The sequence below is a fragment of the Mycobacterium farcinogenes genome (assembly GCF_019739075.1).
GTDB lineage: Bacteria > Actinomycetota > Actinomycetes > Mycobacteriales > Mycobacteriaceae > Mycobacterium > Mycobacterium senegalense.
In genome coordinates this window covers 2,661,401-2,677,838 of the sequence record NZ_CP081673.1, presented here as the reverse complement: position 1 = coordinate 2,677,838, position 16,438 = coordinate 2,661,401, and the positions used below count along the sequence as shown (strand labels likewise).

The 16,438-nt window shown below is 65.6% G+C and carries 19 protein-coding genes; 9 read left to right on the top strand and 10 right to left on the bottom strand.

Translation table 11 applies throughout. The annotated features are described in order from the left end of the window. Positions 1-89: 89 nt before the first annotated feature. Both K6L26_RS12665 and K6L26_RS12660 read left to right on the top strand, forming a co-directional pair. On the top strand, positions 90-752 hold the full coding sequence (locus tag K6L26_RS12665; RefSeq protein ID WP_019343329.1) for an SDR family oxidoreductase: 663 nt from the start codon (positions 90-92) through the stop codon (positions 750-752). Between the two features lie 26 nt (positions 753-778). After that, positions 779-1,804, top strand: coding sequence for an alcohol dehydrogenase (locus K6L26_RS12660; protein ID WP_064899292.1), 1,026 nt, complete (start codon positions 779-781; stop codon positions 1,802-1,804). 4 nt (positions 1,805-1,808) lie between these two features. Here K6L26_RS12660 and K6L26_RS12655 read toward each other — a convergent pair whose 3' ends face one another. After that, positions 1,809-3,209 carry a glycine--tRNA ligase gene (locus K6L26_RS12655; RefSeq protein ID WP_064899295.1) on the bottom strand — a complete coding sequence of 467 codons (1,401 nt, stop codon included), beginning with the start codon at positions 3,207-3,209 and terminating at the stop codon, positions 1,809-1,811. 180 nt (positions 3,210-3,389) lie between these two features. Between K6L26_RS12655 and K6L26_RS12650 the strand changes: the two genes are divergently transcribed. Then, the gene (locus tag K6L26_RS12650) at positions 3,390-3,683 is read left to right on the top strand and encodes an ArsR/SmtB family transcription factor (protein ID WP_230983564.1); all 294 of its coding nucleotides are present in this window, start codon (positions 3,390-3,392) and stop codon (positions 3,681-3,683) included. Beyond that, positions 3,680-4,078, top strand: coding sequence for a Fur family transcriptional regulator (locus K6L26_RS12645; RefSeq protein ID WP_019343325.1), 399 nt, complete (start codon positions 3,680-3,682; stop codon positions 4,076-4,078). Before K6L26_RS12650 ends, K6L26_RS12645 begins: the two co-directional genes overlap by 4 nt. 73 nt (positions 4,079-4,151) lie before the next feature. Here K6L26_RS12645 and K6L26_RS12640 read toward each other — a convergent pair whose 3' ends face one another. Genes K6L26_RS12640 through recO form a run of 4 tightly spaced genes read right to left on the bottom strand, consistent with a single transcriptional unit; the run spans position 4,152 to position 6,684 of the window. Further along, positions 4,152-4,556: an NUDIX hydrolase gene (locus K6L26_RS12640; RefSeq protein WP_019343324.1), complete on the bottom strand. Its 405-nt coding sequence runs from the start codon at positions 4,554-4,556 to the stop codon at positions 4,152-4,154. After that, on the bottom strand, positions 4,553-4,999 hold the full coding sequence (locus K6L26_RS12635; RefSeq protein WP_019343323.1) for a hypothetical protein: 447 nt from the start codon (positions 4,997-4,999) through the stop codon (positions 4,553-4,555). Before K6L26_RS12635 ends, K6L26_RS12640 begins: the two co-directional genes overlap by 4 nt. Before the next feature lies 1 nt (position 5,000). Next, positions 5,001-5,894 carry a decaprenyl diphosphate synthase gene (locus tag K6L26_RS12630; RefSeq protein ID WP_043367699.1) on the bottom strand — a complete coding sequence of 298 codons (894 nt, stop codon included), beginning with the start codon at positions 5,892-5,894 and terminating at the stop codon, positions 5,001-5,003. Further along, entirely contained in the window at positions 5,830-6,684 is an 855-nt protein-coding gene (gene recO / locus K6L26_RS12625) for a DNA repair protein RecO (RefSeq protein WP_019343321.1), read from the bottom strand. Before recO ends, K6L26_RS12630 begins: the two co-directional genes overlap by 65 nt. A 63-nt stretch (positions 6,685-6,747) precedes the next feature. Between recO and K6L26_RS12620 the strand changes: the two genes are divergently transcribed. From K6L26_RS12620 to K6L26_RS12600, 5 genes are all read left to right on the top strand, one after another. Next, a complete protein-coding gene (locus tag K6L26_RS12620) occupies positions 6,748-8,244 on the top strand; it encodes an amidase (RefSeq protein WP_064899297.1) in 1,497 nt (498 codons plus the stop codon). 166 nt (positions 8,245-8,410) lie between these two features. Next, a complete protein-coding gene (locus K6L26_RS12615) occupies positions 8,411-9,724 on the top strand; it encodes an EspA/EspE family type VII secretion system effector (protein WP_064899299.1) in 1,314 nt (437 codons plus the stop codon). A gap of 18 nt (positions 9,725-9,742) precedes the next feature. After that, the gene (locus tag K6L26_RS12610) at positions 9,743-10,057 is read left to right on the top strand and encodes an ESX-1 secretion-associated protein (protein ID WP_064964358.1); all 315 of its coding nucleotides are present in this window, start codon (positions 9,743-9,745) and stop codon (positions 10,055-10,057) included. A gap of 4 nt (positions 10,058-10,061) precedes the next feature. Beyond that, complete coding sequence (locus K6L26_RS12605; protein ID WP_064899302.1) at positions 10,062-10,634, top strand: hypothetical protein; 573 nt, start codon at positions 10,062-10,064, stop codon at positions 10,632-10,634. A gap of 78 nt (positions 10,635-10,712) precedes the next feature. Beyond that, positions 10,713-11,090, top strand: a complete 378-nt coding sequence (locus K6L26_RS12600; protein WP_064899304.1) for a hypothetical protein — start codon at positions 10,713-10,715, stop codon at positions 11,088-11,090. An 18-nt stretch (positions 11,091-11,108) separates the two neighbouring features. On the opposite strand, the gene era is transcribed toward K6L26_RS12600, so the two are convergent. From era to K6L26_RS12575, 5 genes are all read right to left on the bottom strand, one after another. Further along, positions 11,109-12,017 carry a GTPase Era gene (era, locus tag K6L26_RS12595; RefSeq protein WP_064899306.1) on the bottom strand — a complete coding sequence of 303 codons (909 nt, stop codon included), beginning with the start codon at positions 12,015-12,017 and terminating at the stop codon, positions 11,109-11,111. Between the two features lie 70 nt (positions 12,018-12,087). Then, entirely contained in the window at positions 12,088-12,405 is a 318-nt protein-coding gene (locus K6L26_RS12590) for a cytidine deaminase-like protein (RefSeq protein ID WP_064899308.1), read from the bottom strand. After that, on the bottom strand, positions 12,398-13,699 hold the full coding sequence (locus K6L26_RS12585) for a hemolysin family protein (RefSeq protein WP_064899310.1): 1,302 nt from the start codon (positions 13,697-13,699) through the stop codon (positions 12,398-12,400). Before K6L26_RS12585 ends, K6L26_RS12590 begins: the two co-directional genes overlap by 8 nt. Continuing rightward, positions 13,696-14,232, bottom strand: coding sequence for an rRNA maturation RNase YbeY (gene ybeY / locus K6L26_RS12580; protein WP_019345591.1), 537 nt, complete (start codon positions 14,230-14,232; stop codon positions 13,696-13,698). Before ybeY ends, K6L26_RS12585 begins: the two co-directional genes overlap by 4 nt. Further along, positions 14,229-16,352 (bottom strand): PhoH family protein, encoded by a 2,124-nt coding sequence (locus K6L26_RS12575; RefSeq protein ID WP_221853213.1) that lies wholly within the window; start codon positions 16,350-16,352, stop codon positions 14,229-14,231. Before K6L26_RS12575 ends, ybeY begins: the two co-directional genes overlap by 4 nt. Positions 16,353-16,438 lie beyond the last annotated feature (86 nt).

Genomic DNA, 16,438 nt, shown 5'->3' with positions numbered 1-16,438 from the left:
ATTCTATCTGGATTGGGAATACCTACTCAGCTGTTGGACCTTGACGTAGGTGACGTTCGCGCAGTCAACCGAGTTCGAAGGAGAATCGAATGTCCCGACAGATCCAGGGTGCGACGGCAGTGGTTACCGGCGGCCAGAAAGGGCTGGGCAAGGCGATCGTGGACGAACTCCTCGCCCGCGGCGCCGCCAAGGTCTATGCCACCAGCCGACGCCCCGAGCCCAGCACCGACCCCCGAGTGGTCGTCGTCGAAGCCGAGGTCACCGACGGTGATTCCGTCGCCCGGCTGGCCGCACTGGCCGGCGACGCCACCATCGTCGTGAACAACGCCGGCGTCACCGGCGGAAAGTCACTGCTGCACAGCGACCTCGGCGAAATCCGATCCGTACTCGAGACCAACCTGTTCGGCCCGTTACTCGTGACGAGGGCCTTCGCACCCCAGCTGGCCGGGGGCACGCTGGTCAACGTGGCGTCGGTGCTGTCCTGGCTGCCCGGTTTCGGCGCCTACGGCTTTTCCAAAGCGGCGCTGTGGTCGGTCACCAACTCCCTGCGCGCCGAGCTCAGCGAGCAGGACACCAATGTGGTCGGGGTATATCTCGGCTACACCGACACGCCGATGGTCGCCGATCTCGACGTCCCCAAGAACGATCCGGCCGACGTGGCCCGCCAGATCGTCGACGGTATCGAATCGGGGGCAGCCGAGGTGCTCGCCGATGAACTCACCCGTCAAGTCCGTACCAACGCCTTCGCCTGAGCGCCAAACATCTGAGGAGAGTGGACATGTCGACTTATCGCGCCTATCAGGTGACCGGACAGCGTCAGTTCGACCTGGTCGAACGTGAGCTCGCCCCACCGCCATTCGGCCAGGTACGGGTGCGCGTGCTCAGTTGCGGGGTGTGCCACAGCGACGTACTCGCCGTCGAAGGCCAGCGACCCGCACCGGAATTACCGGTAGTGCCGGGCCACGAGATCGTCGGCGTAGTCGATGCGGTCGGCGACGGAGTACACACGTTCGAGCCCGGCGACCGGGTCGGTCTGGGCTTCCTCGGCGGCCAGTGCAACGAGTGCGAGTTCTGCCGCCGTGGCGATTTCGTGAACTGCACCGACCAACCGAAACCCGGCACGAGCGTTGACGGCGGGTACGCCGAGATCGTGTACGCGCGGGCGTCGGGTCTGGTGCGGGTGCCCGAGGAACTGGCGCCCACCATCGCCGCTCCCCTGTTGTGTGCCGGGGTCACGGTGTTCAACGCACTGCGCGCCACCGCGGCCCCACCCGGGGCCTTGGTCGCCGTCCAGGGCATCGGCGGGCTCGGGCACCTGGGAGTGCAGTACGCCAAGAAGCTCGGATTCCGCGTCGCGGCGATCGCCCGCGGCGCCGACAAAGCCGAGCTGGCAACGTCTTTGGGCGCCGATCACTACATCGACAGCGCGGCCGCCGACCCCGGCGCCGAGCTCAACGCACTCGGCGGGGCCACCGCGATCGTCGCCACCGCAGCCAGCGGCGCCTCGATGAGCCCACTGGTCGCGGGGTTACGTCCGCGCGGGCAGCTGGTCGTCGTCGGAGTGGCGCCGGATCCGATCGCGGTCAGCACGGCCGATCTGATTCTCGGTGGTCGCAGCATCGTCGGCAGCCTGACCGGCTCGGCGATCGACAACGAGGAGAACCTGGCGTTCAGTCTGGCCAACGGGATTTCGCCGATGGTCGAGGTGATGCCGTTCGAGGAGGCACCGAAGGCCTACGAGCGGATGATGTCGGGTCAGGCCCGGTTCCGCGTGGTGCTCGACATCGCCGGCACCACGCGGTGAGGCGTCAGCAGCCCTTGAGCCGCACCGCGAGGTAGTCGGACACCTTGTCCAGCGCGATGCGCTCCTGGGTCATGGCGTCACGCTCGCGGATGGTGACCGCGTTGTCCTCCAGGGTGTCGAAATCGACTGTCACGCAGTACGGCGTGCCGATCTCGTCCTGGCGGCGGTAGCGGCGGCCGATCGCACCGGCATCGTCGAACTCGACGTTCCAGTTCTTGCGTAGCTCGGCGGCCAGGTCGCGGGCCTTCGGTGACAGGTCGGCGTTGCGCGACAGCGGCAGCACGGCGGCCTTGACCGGGGCCAGGCGCGGGTCGAGCTTGAGCACCGTGCGCTTGTCCACGCCGCCCTTGGCGTTGGGGGCCTCGTCCTCGGTGTAGGAATCGACCAGGAACGCCATCAGTGAGCGGGTGAGGCCGGCTGCCGGCTCGATCACGTACGGCACGTAGCGGGTGTCGGCGCCCTGGTCGTAGAACGACAGGTCGACACCGGAATGCTTTGCGTGCGTGGACAAGTCGAAGTTGGTGCGGTTGGCGATGCCTTCCAGCTCGCCCCACGGGTTGCCGGCGAAGCCGAACTTGTACTCGATGTCGACGGTGCCGTCGGAGTAGTGCGACAGCTTCTCCTTGGGGTGGTCGTACAGCCGCAGGTTGTCCCGGTCGATGCCGAGGTCGACGTACCACTGCAGGCGCGTCTCGATCCAGTACTTGTGCCATTCCGGCGCGGTCGAGGGCTCGACGAAGAACTCCATCTCCATCTGCTCGAACTCGCGGGTGCGGAAGATGAAGTTGCCCGGTGTGATCTCGTTGCGGAAGCTCTTGCCGATCTGGCCGATGCCGAACGGCGGCTTCTTGCGCGCGGTGGTGACCACATTGGCGAAGTTGACGAAGATGCCCTGAGCCGTCTCCGGCCGCAGGTAGTGCAGACCTTCTTCGGACTCGATCGGGCCGAGGTAGGTCTTGAGCATCATGTTGAAGTCACGAGGCTCGGTCCACTGCCCCTTGGTGCCGCAGTCGGGGCAGACGATCTCGTCCATCGGCACTGAATCGGGATCAACCGTGCCACCTTCTTTGGACGCCTTCTTTGCCGCGTAGGCCTCCTGCATGTGGTCCTGGCGATGACGCTTGTGGCAGTTCAGACACTCCACCAGCGGGTCGTTGAAGACGTCGACGTGACCGGAGGCCACCCACACCTGGCGCGGCAGGATGATCGCGCTGTCCAGACCGACCACGTCGTCGCGACCGGTGACCATGGACTTCCACCACTGGCGCTTGATGTTCTCTTTGAGCTCGACGCCGAGAGGGCCGTAATCCCACGCAGACTTGGTTCCGCCGTAGATCTCTCCGGACTGGTAGACCAGGCCACGGCGTTTCGCCAGGTTCGCAACGGTGTCGATGATGGATGCCACGGTGCATCAGAGTAGCGAGTGACCGGGCCAAACCCCGAACCCGCGTGGAGGACGGCAGCCCCGGAGTGGTTGACATGCGATATCGCGCATGTATTCTTGCCCGTAATGGAAACGATTTCCAATATCACGGTAAACCAACACGACGATGCGCGCGAGCCCAGCGCCGCCCCGGCCTCGGAAATGCCGCCGCGCGAGGTGCTCGACACCGCCGGCGAGCTGTTGCGCGCCCTGGCCGCGCCACTGCGCATCGCCATCGTCCTGCAGCTGCAACAGTCCCAGCGCTGCGTCCACGAATTGGTCGACGCCCTGGCCGTCCCCCAGCCGCTGGTGAGCCAGCACCTGCGCATCCTCAAACAGGCCGGGGTGGTGGCCAGCGAACGCTCGGGACGTGAGGTGCTCTACCACCTCGTCGATCATCACCTGGCCCACATCGTCTCCGACGCGGTCGCCCACGCCAGTGAGGAACCACGGTGACGGGCGCAGTCCGGTCGACGCGCCAGCGCGCGGCCATCGCCGATCTGCTCAACGAGACGGACGGATTCCGCTCAGCGCAGGAATTGCACGACGAATTGCGCCGCCGCGGCCAAGGCATCGGCCTGACCACGGTGTACCGGACACTGCAGTCCATGGCCACCACCGGCAGCGTCGACACCTTGCGCACCGACACCGGAGAATCGGTATACCGGCGTTGCTCGGAAGAGCATCACCACCATCTGGTCTGCCGTGCCTGCGGCGCGACCGTCGAGATCTCCGGCGGCCAGGTCGAGGCCTGGGCCGCCGACGTGGCCCGAGAGCACGGTTTCTCCGACGTCAGCCACACCATCGAGATCTTCGGGATGTGCCGCGGTTGCGGCGACGGGGCTAACTGACCGGCGTTCCGCGTATGAAGCATGGTGGCGGCGGCAAGGTCGATTTTCCGCCACAGCGCTTCACACGTGGGGCCTAAGCCCGGTCGCGCACCAACGCGAGCACCGCGCGTTCGGTCAGCGGCGCCAGCTCGATGTCGCTCGGCGCGAACGGGTCGATCCAGGTCATTTCCGCGATCTCGGCCTGCGGCCGCGGTTCGCCGTCCAAGCCGACCAGGTACAGCCACGCATCGACGAAGTGGCCCGGTTCATTCGCGGCAGGCGCGGCGAAGTGGCCGAGTTCTTCGGCCGCCGAAATATCGAAGCCGACCCCGAGTTCCTCACGGACCTCCCGAACCAACGCCTCGATCGGCTGCTCTCCCGGTTCGATCTTCCCGCCCGGTTGCATGAACGCCGTCGTGCCGCGCTTGCGGACCAGCAGTAATCGGCCGTGCTCATCGATCACCACGGCAGCGACGATCCGGATGACCGGAGCCGTCACGACATCAGGTCCCGGCGCACGTCGGCGCCGGTGGCCAGCACCATGAGGATCAGCGTGCGCAGCGCGTCATCGGTGAGCCCGGCGGCCGGGAAGTTGTAGCGCAGCATCACATCGGCGACCTTCTTGGCCGGGCGCTTGCGGGTGGCGCCCTTGGGCGTCGCACCGTTCGTGGGGGTCTCGACCAACTTCTCCACCAGCACCACTGTGCCCAGCATCGTCTTGCTGGCATGGTCGGACACTCGCTCGCGAATCTTGTTGTTCAGCGGCAGATCCCACGCCAACGGCTGAGTCAGCGAGACCATCTCCAGGTCCTCGGCGATAGCCACCACCCGGATCGAGGCCACCGAGCCGTCGACCGTCACGGTCAGCGCACCGTCTTCTTCCTCGACGACCGACATCACCTCGCCGAGCACCGAGGACAATCGCTGCAGGAGGCCGGGCATGTCAGGCCCTGCCGAAGCGACGGTTGCGGTTCACGTACTCCTCGCAGGCCGCCCACAGGTCGCGCCGGTCGTAGTCCGGCCACAGCTTGTCCTGGAACACGAACTCGGCGTACGCCGCCTGCCACAGCAGGAAGTTACTGGCCCGCTGCTCCCCCGAGGTCCTGATGAACAGGTCCACGTCGGGAATGTCGGGACGGTGCAGATGCTTGGCGAAGGACGCCTCGGTGATGCGGGCCGGGTTGATCTTGCCCTCGGCGGCTTCGGCGGCCAGCGCCTGAGCCGCCTCGACGATCTCGGTGCGCCCGCCGTAGTTGACGCAGTAGTTGACCGTGATGACGTCGTTGCCGACCGTCATCTGCTCGGCGATGTCGAACTCCTTGATCACACTGCGCCACATCCTGGGCCGCGACCCGACCCAGCGCATGTTCACGCCCATGGCGTTCAGGTTCTCCCGGCGGCGACGCACCACTTCCCGGTTGAAGCCCATCAGGAAGCGCACCTCTTCGGTGCTGCGCTTCCAGTTCTCGGTGGAGAACGCGTAGACGCTCAAGTGTTTGATGCCGAGTTCGATGGCCCCGCAGGTGATATCGATCAGCACCGCCTCGCCCATCTTGTGCCCCTCGGTGCGGCCCAGTCCGCGCTGGGTGGCCCACCGGCCGTTGCCGTCCATCACCACGGCGACGTGGTTGGGCACCTGATCGGCCGGGATCCGGGGCGCGACCGCCTTCGAGGGGTGCTGGGGCGGGCGCGCGAAGCGGCCGTTGGTGCCGGCCGGGATCTCCGGGAAGACGACAGGCCAGGTCGAGGTGTCCGGAAAGACCGGATAGTCCTCAGGCGCCGGGGGCAGCTGTGGGTAAGCCGACTTGCCCCGCTTCCCGTCCTTCGTCAATGCCATGGCCCATATCCTGCCTGACCAGCGTCGCGCGCTGTTCGGCGACCGTGCGATCGATCCGGTACACCCGCTCGACCAGAGGCAATGTCCGCAGCTGACGCTCCAGATGCCATTGCAGATGCGCCGCGATCAGTCCGCTGGCCTGGCTGCGATGCCCCGACGAAGAGGCCTCGGCATACTCCCAGTCACCCTCGTGCAGCGCCGACATCAGCTCCAATACCGGCTGCGGCGGGGTACTGGATCCGCTGGGGCGACAGTGCACGCACACGCTGCCACCGGCGGCGACGTGGAATGCCCGGTGCGGGCCCGGTGCGGCGCAGCGGGCGCACTCGGTCAGCGCCGGCGCCCACCCGGCGATGGTCATCGCCCGCAGCAGGTAGGAGTCCAGCACCAGTTCGCGAGCCCGACGGCCGTCGGCGACGGCACGCAGCGCGGCCACCGTGAGCCGGTGCAGGTCAGGCATCGGCGCCCGCTCCTCCCCGGCCAGCCGCTCGGCGGTCTCCAGCATCGCGCACGCACTGGTGTAGCGGCCGTAGTCACTGACGATGTCGGCGGCGAACGCGTCGATGGCCTGCACCTGGGTGACGATGTCGAGGTTGCGGCCCGGGTGCAGCTGCACATCGATATGGGCAAACGGTTCCAACCGGGCGCCGAACTTACTGCGGGTACGCCGGACCCCCTTTGCCACCGCGCGCACCAAACCATGGTCGCGGGTGAGCAACGTGACAATCCGGTCGGCTTCGCCGAGCTTGTGCTGGCGCAGCACCACCGCCCGGTCCCGGTACAGCCGCATCGTGACAGTGTCGCACCATGGTCGGACAGGTTCCGTTACGCACCGCCGATATCCTCGAAAGTGATGGCCAAATCTGCGACTTCCGACCCGAGCACACCGCCTTTTCCCACCTTGACCCATCAGCTCTACCAACTCGCCAGCGGCGCAATCACTTCTGACGAACTGGTACGTCAGTCCTTGCACGCCATCACCGCGAGCCAATCCACCCTCAACGCATTCCGGGTCGTACTCACGGAGCAAGCGCTGGCCGACGCGGCCAAGGCCGACGCCGCTCGCGCAGCCGGCAAACAACTCCCGCTGCTGGGAATCCCGATCGCGGTCAAGGACGACGTCGACATCGCCGGGGTGCCCACCGGGTTCGGCACCAGCGGGTCCGGCCGCGTCGCCGACAACGACGCCGAGGTGGTGCGCCGGTTGAAGTCAGCCGGCGCGGTGATCGTCGGCAAGACCAACACCTGCGAGCTCGGGCAGTGGCCGTTCACCGGCGGCCCCGGTTTCGGCCATACCCGTAACCCGTGGTCGCGCAAGCACAGCCCGGGCGGATCGTCGGGCGGCAGCGCCGCGGCCGTCGCCGCGGGCCTGGTGACCGCCGCCATCGGGTCCGACGGCGCGGGCAGCGTCCGCATCCCCGCGGCGTGGACGCATCTGGTCGGAATCAAGCCACAGCGCGGACGCATCTCGACCTGGCCGCTGCCCGAAGCGTTCAACGGCATCACCGTCAACGGCGTACTGGCCCGCACCGTCACCGACGCGGCCCTGGTGCTCGACGCCGCATCCGGTAACGCCGACGGCGATCTCCACAAGCCCGCGCCGATTCAGGCCGCCGATTACGTCGGGCGCGCCCCCGGGCCGCTGCGGATCGCCATGTCGACCAAGTTTCCGTACACCGGTTTCCGCGCGTCGCTGCACCCCGAGATCCGCGACGCCCTTCAAACCGTCGCCGACCAACTCGGGCAGCTGGGCCACACCGTGGTGGCCAAAGACCCCAACTACAGCCTCCGGATGTCGTGGGACTTCCTGGCCCGATCGACCGCGGGCCTGCTGGACTGGGCCGACCGGCTCGGCGACGTCGCCTACGACGAACGCACCGTGACCAACATGAGGATCGGCCGGCTGCTGTCACAGGACGTGCTGCGAAAGGCCCGGGCCCACGAGGCCGCCGTCCAGCGCCGGATTTCCTGGATCTTCAACCTCGTCGACGTCATCGTCGCGCCGACCACCGCCCAACCACCGCCTCTCACACACGAATTCGATCGACGTGGCTGGGCCGCCACCGAGCGTGCCGCGATCGCGGCCTGCCCGGTGACCTGGCCGTGGAACCTGCTGGGCTGGCCGTCGATCAACGTGCCCGCCGGGTTCACCTCCGACGGGCTCCCGATCGGTGTCCAGCTCATGGGTCCGGCCGACAGCGAGCCCCTGCTGATCTCGCTGGCAGCGGAACTGGAGGCGATCACCGGGTGGGCCGCCAAACAGCCCGAACCCTGGTGGAATCCACCGTCCCAGACCGACGCCTCCCAGGCTGCGGCGGCGATCAACGCGTTCGAGCGGCGGGCCGGATAGCCAGGCGGTTCACACCACCGCAAAAATTGGTGTGATGGGGGTATTACGGGCGTTGATACTCTCAACTCCGCGGTGTGGGTCCGCCGCAACGAATTTCGTTGGTGATGTCGGGAGGGTCGATGGGCGTGCGCACTGATCAATCTACGGGTAGTACGCAGACGCACAAATGACTCAACCAGATGTCAGTGACAGCGGGACCACGCCGAGCGAGGGGTCCAGCGATGAGCCCAAAAAGGGGCCCAAAAAGTCCAAGGTCGCGGGACTGGCCTGGGACACCTACAGCGACCTGAAGTCGCTGATGGAAGGCGATCCGATCGGCGCGGTCGGCTTGATCGGTGACGCCGGCCAATGGGCGCAGTTGCTCATTCCCACTGCTGCCGCCACACCTGTGATCGCCGCCGGTTTGAAGCTCCTGGACCTGACCAGCATCACGATGGGCAAGGGAAGCCCGGATGATGGCGGCGACTTCAGCGAGGGCGCCAAACTCTTCCAGTCCAACGGAAAGAACCTCGAGGGCGCCTACCCCGCCGAAACATGGTCCGGCTCTGCATCTGAGGCATACACGACGCAGAACTCGCACCAGATCCAGCGTGCGACAACCATGCTGGAAGCTGACAACGACATCGTGCGAATTCTGTCGACTCAGGCACAACAGGTGGACCATGCCCGCACTCAAGTCGACTGGGCATCCAAAGGTTTGGCAGCGATGATTCCGGTGGCGATAGCACTGGAGGCCACCGTATTGGGCGCACCGGAGTCGATCGCAGTCCAGGTTGCTGCGGTGGCTGCAGCCACCACGTTCGCCGGTCTGGCGGTAAACAACCTGCGTATCTACGCGCAAGACAACGCTGCGCAGATACGAGAAGCCACAGCCAAGTACCGCCAAGCGGGTGCGGTGAGTACGTCAGCGCCAAGCTCGCCCGCCTTACCGCCTGGCTCGGGAAGCCAGTGCGGATCTGACAATCCCGGCACTCCCGGCAACCAGAGCGGACCCACAAGTACGGGAAATCCGTATGGCGGTGGCGGGTCCGGTAGTGGCGGCGGCTCCGGCGGCGGCTCCGGTAGCGGCGGCGGCTCCGGCAGCGGCGGCGGCTCCGGTAGCGGCGGGGCATCACCGGCAACACCAACGATGCCCAAGATGCCCAGCACGGCTGGCATGCTCGCCGGCGCCACGAATGCTGCGAACACTGGGGCCGGGATGGGCGGCATGCCATCGCTTCCTCAAATGGGCGGCGGCTCGGGTGGCGGCGGCGCCGGCATGCTAAGCAGTTTTGCAGGTGCGGCCGGACAGATTGTGGAGTCCATAACTCAGGCGGTGGAGCAGGCCAATCAGCAAGACCCGAACGCACAGGGCGACAACGAATCCGGTGATGTCGCCGCTGGTGACCAGTTACAGGCGGGTCGCGCGCCGGTCAATGCTTCGTTCGGCACCGGCACCTCGAACCAGACTCCCACTCAACGCTTCACGACCGGCCTGTAGCCAGGAAAGGATCGATTCGTGTCTGGCGAATTGAATGTTCTCACTTCGGATCTCCGCAACATGTCGACCATCCATGACGCGGCCGCGGCTGGGTTCTCCGCGGCCGGCAATACGACCTCGTTTGTGGAATGGAAGGTGCTGGTAACGCACGGCCCGATCTGTTGGTCATCCCAACAAGCGCTGTGCGAAGCGAACGAAGCCCGCAAATCCGCCGCCGAAGCGATGATGAACAAGTCGAACGACCTGGCCGGAAAACTCACCACTGCCGCCTCGCAGTACGACCAGACCGACGCGCAAGAATCCGGCAACCTTGGCCGAACGATGCAGTGCTGATCGCATGACCGATCACACCTGGGACGATGACGATCCCGATGACGGACAGTTCCCGAGCGGCCTCGATGCGCTGGATTTCGGCGGCGACGACGGATACCGCCGCGAGGAGCACGACGACTTCGCAGGGCTTGACGTGTTCACCGCAGACGAAATGCCCGGCGGCTCAGCGGTTTACTTCGATGAGCCGGCAGTGCCCGGTCACACAGTAGTGCCTGAACACGAGGACTCGGACAATATGTCGTCGGGTCCTGTCACCTTCGGAGTGACCAACCCGGCCGGAACCATCACCGCGCAAGCCACGATCTCCGGCGCAATCAATCGGGTTGAGTTGTCTCCGTCGATAACCTCGATGACCGAGTCGGACCTTGCACGCGACATCGTGGCCACTGCCAGGCTTGCAGACCTACAGGGACGGGCGATTCAGCGCGCGATGATTCAGAGCCTGCTGATGCAGCAGGGATTGGACCAGGACGTCGCATCACGGCTCATCGATGACATCGTCGACCTGCCCACTCCGGCCCAAGCAGAGGCGGCCCAAGCAGAGGCAATGGCTGAATATATGCGAAGCGAACACTGATGAGCAGAGGCGTTGGGACGCCGATACCAATCGGATAGGATTTTGCATGCTTTCGATTCTGGGCAAGGGGAATGCCGCATGAGTTATCCGGATCCGCACGGTCCGCAGCAGCAGCCTCCGCCCCGGCCGTACCCACCAGCGCCACCGGTTCCGCCCGGACCCTATGGCTATGGTTATCCGCCCAACGGTGGTCTCCCACCCGCTCAGCCGTATGGCGCCCCGCAACAGCCCCCGTATTACGCGCCGCCCGCAGCCACTTCACAGCCGGCCGCCAAGCCGGAGGACGGCAATTCGCGGAGTTGGCAGATTCTGGACAGCCTGTTGTTTCTCGTCGGCGATGGCACGAAAGTGAGCTCCAGCGACAACGCCCGGCACCGTGTCAAGGTCCAGATGCTGACCTGGGGCGTTGCGCTCGTCGGGTTCGCGATCATGATGCTGATCATCGTGCTGATCTGAACCGTAGCGCCGCACCGATCAGAACCCCAGCCGCCCAAGCTGTTTGGGATCGCGCTGCCAGTTCTTGGCGATCTTGACCCGCAGGTCGAGATAAACCTTTGTGCCCAGCAGCTTTTCGATCTGCGTGCGGGCAGCCGTACCGACCTCGCGCAGCCGGGCGCCGCCCTTGCCGATCACGATCCCCTTCTGACTGTCGCGCTCGACGTAGAGAATGGCGTGCACGTCGATCAAGGGATTGTCGTCCTCCCGCCCTGGCCTCTCCGCGACCTCCTCGATGACCACGGCCAGCGAGTGCGGCAACTCGTCGCGGACGCCTTCCAGCGCGGCCTCCCGGATCAGCTCGGCCATCAAGACTTCTTCGGGCTCGTCGGTCAGCTCACCGTCGGGGTAATAGGCCGGTCCTGGCGGCAGTTTCGAGACGAGGACATCGGTGAGCACGTCGAGTTGTTCGCCCGCGGTGGCCGAAACCGGAACGATGTCGGCATCGGGTCCGACCAGCTCACTGACCGCGAGAAGCTGTTCGGCCACACGGTCTTTGGGCACCTTGTCGGTCTTGGTCACCACAGCGATCAGTGTGGTCTTCGGCGCCACCGCGCGGATCTGCTGATAGATCCAGCGGTCACCGGGACCGATGCGCTCATCGGCCGGGATGCACAGGCCGATCACGTCGACCTCGGAATAGGTGTCCTTGACCAGATCGTTCAGCCGTTGTCCGAGCAGGGTGCGTGGACGGTGCAGGCCGGGAGTGTCGACCAGGATGATCTGAAATTCCTCGCGGTGAACGATGCCACGGATCGTGTGGCGGGTGGTCTGCGGCCGGTTGGAGGTGATCGCAACCTTCTGGCCCACCAGGGCGTTGGTCAGAGTCGACTTGCCGGTGTTGGGTCGGCCGACGAAACAGACGAAGCCGGAACGGAATTCGGTCATTCGAGCCCCTCGAGGGTGCATACAGATCGCGAAATCGCCTGAATCGACGATCTCAGCGCACGCTCGACGGTCATGAAAGGTTTCCCGCCCGGTCGGTGACGATCACCGCGGCGTCGGCAGACAGCTCGCGTACCGCAGCCACGCCGGCATCGTCGGCGCTACCGCCGACCAGCACGGCGGCCTCAAGTCCCGTGGCGCCGCTGGACACCGCGGCGGCCACCGCCGCCTGCAACGCGGTCAGCTGCAACGCCGTAAGGGTCACCGGCGCCCCGGCATAGGTGCGGCCGTCCTGATCGCGCACCGCCGCACCCGAGGATGCCTCGGCGCGGCCCATCGCGCCGCGGGCCAGCACCACGAGCTTGTGGTCTTCTGCGTCGAGCTCACTCATCGGTACCTCGGGTCTCCTGTTCCTCAGATTCGGCCGGGCTCACCAGAACTGTGCCGACCCGCACCCGCCCTCGATGGTCGGATCCGCCCTCGGCCCGCAACCGCAGGCCGTCCCACGTCACCTCGGCCCCTGGCAGTGGCACGCGACCCAGTTCGAAGGCCACCAGGCCACCGACGGTGTCTACGTCGAGATCCTCGTCGGCCTCCAGTCCGTACAGTTCGCAGAGGTCTTCGATCGGCAGCCGCGCCGATACCCGGTATTGGCGGTCGCCCAGGTCTTCGACCGGAACCACCTCGCCGGCGTCGTACTCGTCGACGATCTCCCCGACGATCTCTTCGAGCACGTCCTCGATGGTGACCAGGCCGGCGATCGCACCGTATTCGTCGACGAGCAATGCCATGTGGTTGCGGTCGCGCTGCATCTCGTTGAGCAGTTCGTCGAGCGGCTTGGAGTCCGGGACGAACACCGCCGGGCGCATCACCTGCGCCACGTTGGTGTCGCGACCACCGTTGGTCGAGTAGTAGGTCTGCTGGACGAGATCTTTGAGGTAGACCACGCCGACGATGTCATCGACGTTCTCGCCGATCACCGGGATGCGGGAATGCCCGCTGCGCACCGCCAGTGACGTGGCTTGGCCCGCCGACTTGTCACTTTCGATCCAGACCATCTCGGTGCGCGGCACCATGACCTCACGGGCCGGGGTGTCCCCCAGTTCGAAGACCGACTGGATCATCCGGCGTTCCTCGTCGGCCACCACGCCACGCTGCTGCGCCAGGTCGACGACCTCCCGCAACTCGATCTCGGAAGCGAACGGGCCGTTGCGGAAACCACGGCCCGGCGTCAGAGCGTTACCGATCAGCACCAGCAGACGGCTGATCGGGGTGAGCAACACCGAAATCGCCTGCAGCGGCAACGCCGAGATCAACGCGATGGAATACGCATTCTGCCTGCCGACCGTGCGCGGGCCGACACCGATGGCCACGAAGCTCGTCACCACCATGATCGCCGCCGAGGCCACCAGACCCCAGCTCACACCGAGGTGTCCGTCCAAAAATGACACCAGCAGGACCGTGGCACTGATCTCGCAGGTAATCCTCAGCAGCACAACGAGGTTGGTGTAGCGGGGGCGCTCCGCCACCACGCGGCTGAGCCGGGCGGCGCCCGGACGCTCTTCGCGGACCAGTTCCTCGATGCGCGCGATCGAGACCGTGGACAGCGCGGCGTCGATGGCGGCGAACAAGCCACCGAAGCCGACCAGCACCACAGCGCCGAGCAGCGGAAGGATGCCGGTCACGGTTCGTCGAAATATCGGGACTTGTCCAGCAGGCGCTGATCTTTCTGGCTCTGCCGGTCGGCGTGGTAGGCCTCTACCTGATCAGCCACCCACTCCTCGAGGAGCTGACGCTGCAGCGCGAACATCTCTTTTTCCTCGTCCGGTTCGGCGTGGTCGTAACCCAGCAGATGCAGCACCCCGTGCACAGTCAGCAGGGCCAGTTCCTGGCCGAGCGAGTGCCCGGCCTTGGCCGCCTGCTGCTCGGCGAACTCCGGGCACAACACGATGTCGCCGAGCATCGAGGGACCCGGCTCGGGAGAATCCGGCCGGCCCCCGGGCTCCAACTCGTCCATCGGGAAGCTCATCACGTCGGTGGGACCGGGCAGATCCATCCAGCGCATGTGCAGGTCGGCCATGGCGGCGCTGTCCACCAGCACCATCGAAAGCTCAGCCGCCGGGTTGACGTCCATCTTCGCGATGACAAACCGTGCGACGCTGATCAGTTCGTCCTCGGAGACATCGATGCCCGACTCGTTGGATACCTCTACGCTCATCGTCTGGGCCGCCCGTTCGACGAACGGCGCTGGGCACGGTTGAGCAAGGCCGGCTCCTCATGTCGGGCGTAGGCATCGACGATCTCGGACACCAGGCGATGCCGGACCACGTCGGCGCTGGTGAGTTCGGCGAAGTGGATGTCCTCGATACCGTCGAGGATGTTCATCGCCGCCCGTAGCCCGGAAGTGGCACCGCCAGGTAGATCTACCTGCGTAATATCGCCGGTGACAACGACTTTCGAGCCGAACCCCAGACGGGTCAGGAACATCTTCATCTGCTCGGCGGTGGTATTCTGCGCCTCATCGAGGATGATGAATGCGTCATTGAGGGTGTTGTGCGTCAAGAGGAAATCCTCGGTCACATATAGGGAATCCTCGGCGGCGACACTGATGCACACAGCCTCCGTGGTGCCCACGGGTTCGATACGGTCCACGTATCGCATCGGGCGGCCCCCACCTGCCGCGGCGTACTTCTCGGCCTTGCGTGCGAGCCGGAACGGGAGAACACCCTCGGGCAAGCGGATGTCGAGAATATTCGCGTCGTACCGATGGTGGACCTCTCGGCCGCGGGCCAGGCCCGGTTTGCGGCCGGCAGCATCCCGGGTCCGCAGATAAACCACACCCCCCAAAGACTCGACGAGGAAGATCACGTTGTCGCACAACTGATCAGACACCGTCGTGTACTGGATCCGGCAGGTCCGGCCTTCTTGGGTTACCGGACCACCATCGGTATCGAGAAGTCCCTGCAGCACCGCCAAACGCACGTCGGCCGAATTGAACAGGTAATCCTCGGGTACGAACTTCGCTTCGGATTTCTTGCCAGACAGGCCGAGTCGACGCATCACGCCCGTCACCGGATTCTCGATCGTGATGACCTCACCGGGTGTGGTGATCCGGTTCAACACATACCCGATGTCGGTCTTGCGTCGAACCTCGATGCCCGGGATGAGACGTCCCAACGCCTCTGCCAGCTCCGGATCCTTCGTCGTGAAACTAGGAGTCGCACGCGAGGAGAAGCTTCCGTCACCCAACAGCAACCCGAGTGCGTACGGGTCCATCGGGAGGGGCCGAGACTCGAACTTCACCGGCGCACTCAGTACCGGTAGCTCGTAGCGGTGAGCATGAGCAGCACGGAGGTTTCCGATCATCTCCTTGGTCTCGAGTATCCGAGCCGGCTTGTTCCGTCGCCGATCGGAAGCCGTGTACACCGCCCAAAGATGGTCACCGGAGGCGAGGGTCGATGCTCCGTCTTGAGTGAAGACGCGGTAGATCTCCTTGAAGCCCTGCGGGTATACACCCGTCACCTCAGTCGGCGACCCATCTGAACCAATCACGAAATCGCCGACCTTGAGATCACCGATCGGCCGGAACCCGGTAGGTGTCAGCACATTGGTGAACAGGGGTTGGGCTCGGCCACGCATGTATGCCAGCGGTGCGACCTCGATCACCCCGGCGCTCATCAGCTTCGGAATGAGCTCGGGGTCCATCATGTCGTGCAGTGCGTCGTACAGCGGGCGCAGGTAGGGGTCGATCTTCTCGCTCAACGTGCCGGGCAGGAAGCCAAGGCGCTCACCGGCTTCCACCGCGGGGCGGGTCAAGATGATCCGGTTGACCTGCTTGGTCTGTAGCGCGCTGACCGCCTTGGCCATCGCCAGGTAGGTCTTGCCGGTACCGGCCGGACCGATGCCGAACACGATGGTGTGCGCATCGATGGCGTCGACATAGCGCTTCTGGTTGAGCGTCTTGGGCCGGATGGTCTTGCCCCGGCGGCTCAAGATGTCGAGGGTCAGGATCTCGGCCGGCGACTCGTCCTCGGTGCCGGTGAGGATGGCGACGCTGTGGCGCACCGCCTCGGGAGTGACCGCCTGGCCGCTGGAGGCGACCGCGATCAACTCGGCGACAACCCGCTCGGCCAGCGCGACATCGGCCGGTTCGCCGGTGAAGGTGATCTCGTTGCCACGGGCGTGGATGTCGGCGGTCAGAAGTCTTTCGAGTGCCCGCAAATTTTCATCGGCCGAGCCGAGCAGGCCCACGATGATGTCGGGCGGAACAGTGATGCTGCTGCGGACCGATTCCGATGAGGTGGCCGACGAGTCAGCGGTCGTGTCGCGGGGCGTCACGTGGAGTTTGTGCCTGCTTTCTGTGTTTTCCAAACGGCCGGCTGCCGTCGTACTGTTGCCAGTTTACCGCTGGTCAACGACACGCC